At 62.5% G+C, this 2,157-nt stretch carries 3 protein-coding genes; 1 reads left to right on the top strand and 2 read right to left on the bottom strand.

Features of this window, described 5'->3' with window-relative positions:
* Positions 1 to 348, bottom strand: a 348-nt coding sequence (locus OXG98_10335) for a hypothetical protein (protein MCY3772400.1), incomplete at its 3' end; no start/stop codon positions are given.
* Positions 349 to 375: 27 nt separating this feature from the next.
* Positions 376 to 1,101 carry a response regulator transcription factor gene (locus tag OXG98_10340; GenBank protein MCY3772401.1) on the bottom strand — a complete coding sequence of 242 codons (726 nt, stop codon included), beginning with the start codon at positions 1,099 to 1,101 and terminating at the stop codon, positions 376 to 378.
* Positions 1,102 to 1,402: 301 nt separating this feature from the next.
* On the opposite strand from OXG98_10340, the gene OXG98_10345 reads away from it, so the two are divergent.
* Positions 1,403 to 2,157: acyl-CoA/acyl-ACP dehydrogenase (locus OXG98_10345; protein MCY3772402.1), on the top strand; the 755-nt coding region annotated here is incomplete at its 3' end.

The following is a 2,157-nucleotide window of genomic DNA, read 5'->3' on the forward strand; positions in this document are numbered from 1 at the left end:
GTCCATGACCAGCTCTGACAGGGAAAACTTCTCCTGTTGCGTGCGAACGTCGATGTCGTCGAGCGTCGATAGGGCGAACAGTTCATTGATCATGGCGCCCAGCCTGACCGTGTGTTTGTGTGCAATCTGCAGATATTGGCGACGTACCGGGGCGGGAAGCCCGGTCTTGACCAGCGGCGTTTCGATGTACCCTCTCACGGCGGCTAGCGCGGAGCGGATGTCGTGCAGGACGTTCGCGATGAACTCCCTGCGCAGGCGGTTCTCATACTCCAGTTTTTCGATCTTCTCCGTGTGTCGATCGCAATGCTCCGGCGGAGCATCGGCACCGGGGTGGAACTTGTTTTCCATGCGACTTCTCGGGCGACTCGGAGGCGCTCACGTGTTGGCCGGCGGCCTGTTGACGAATTTGTAGCCGACGCCCCACACGGTAATGATGATCTCCGGACGGGATGGGTTCCGCTCTATCTTCGCCCGCAGTCGGTTGATGTGTGAATTCACCGTGTGCTCATAACCCTCGTGGCCGTATCCCCATACGCCGTTGAGCAGGTCGTCACGCGTGAAAACCCGGCCCGGGTGGCGGGCGAAATGCTCCAGCAGATCGAACTCGCGGACCGTCAGTTCGATGGGCTGGCCGTCCTTCAGAACTTCGCGCCGGGTTGGATCGATGGTCAACGAACCGGCCGAGATCAGGCGCGCCTGGCCGTCTGCATCCGCGCCGCTCTCGCGCAGCCCCTTCACCCGGCGAATGATCGCCCGGGCTCTTGCGGTCAGTTCCAGAACGCTGAAGGGTTTGGGCAGATAGTCGTCGGCGCCGGTTTCCAGCCCCAGCACACGATCGTGTTCCGAACCCTTGGATGTCAGCATCAGTATCGGCTTGTAGGTGTTTTCGCGTCGTACCGCCCGACAGATCGTCAATCCATCGGGACCGGGCAGGCTCAGGTCGAGAATGATCAGTGTCCAGTTCATGGTAGTCGCCAGACGCATGCCTTCATGACCGTCATATGCGACGACGACCTCGTCGCAGAGGTCGGCCACGTGGGACGCTACCAGTTCCGCGACATCCGGTTCGTCCTCGATCAGCAGAATACGGTTCGGGTTCACATCCGCAATCCGGCAAGCGCAATTCGGTTGAGCGCATTGATAGCACTTTCAGATCATTGGACCGGGAAATTCTTGAAATTATCCCAAAAAAGTCCAGGCTGACGGTTCGACGGGTATCCCCGGCGGTAGCGACGCTCCGTGTGGCGAGGTCGGGGGACCCTGATTGGGGAGTCGCAGGGATCGGAGCGCGGGCCATGTACCGCGTGTCGCCGCGAGGGTACAAAGCGGGTGGAGTCTGATTTCATTTTCGTTTGTGCGCGTAGCACCGCGTTCTCGGGATTGACGGGAGATTGCCGACACCATGCCGATGATACTCAACGAAGAGCAGAAAATGCTCAAGGACACCGCCAGGGACTTTTGCGCAAACAACCTGCCCATCTCCCAGTTGCGCCGGTTGCGTGACCAGAACTCCGCCGACGGGTTCGACCGCGATACCTGGAGGGGGATGGTGGAACTCGGCTGGGCGGGCATCCCGTTTCCGGAGGCGTTCGGCGGCCTGGAGTTCGGCTACAAGGGGCTGGGCGTGGTCACGGAAGAGACGGGGCGTACGCTCGGAGCCAGCCCGCTGTTCGCCAGCGTCTGGGTTTGCGGCACGGCGGTCAATATCGGCGGCAGCGACGCGCAGAAGGCCGACCTGCTGCCCGGTATCTGCTCCGGCGAGTGCCTCATGGCCCTTGCGCTCGAGGAGTCTCACCGCCACGAACCCCATGGCGCGGCTACCGAGGCAGCGCGGTCGGGGGATGGGTTCGTGCTCAACGGCAGGAAGTCCTTTGTTCTGGATGGCCATGTCGCCGACCGGTTCATCGTGGTGGCCCGGACTTCCGGCAAGCCGGGCGACAGGGAGGGCCTGAGCCTCTTCGTGGTGAGCAGCCAGGCGCCCGGCGTCGATGTAAGGCGCACCAGCATGGTCGATTCGCGCAACGCCGCGAACGTCGAATTCGCGGATGTACGGGTCGGCCCGGATGCGCTGCTCGGCGATCCGGACGGCGGCGCGAACGTACTCGATCCGACGCTGGACATTGCGCGCATCGGCATGGCCGCGGAGATGCTCGGCGG

It is taken from the genome of Gemmatimonadota bacterium (genome assembly GCA_026706345.1).
Taxonomy (GTDB): Bacteria; JAAXHH01; JAAXHH01; order JAAXHH01; family JAAXHH01; genus JAAXHH01.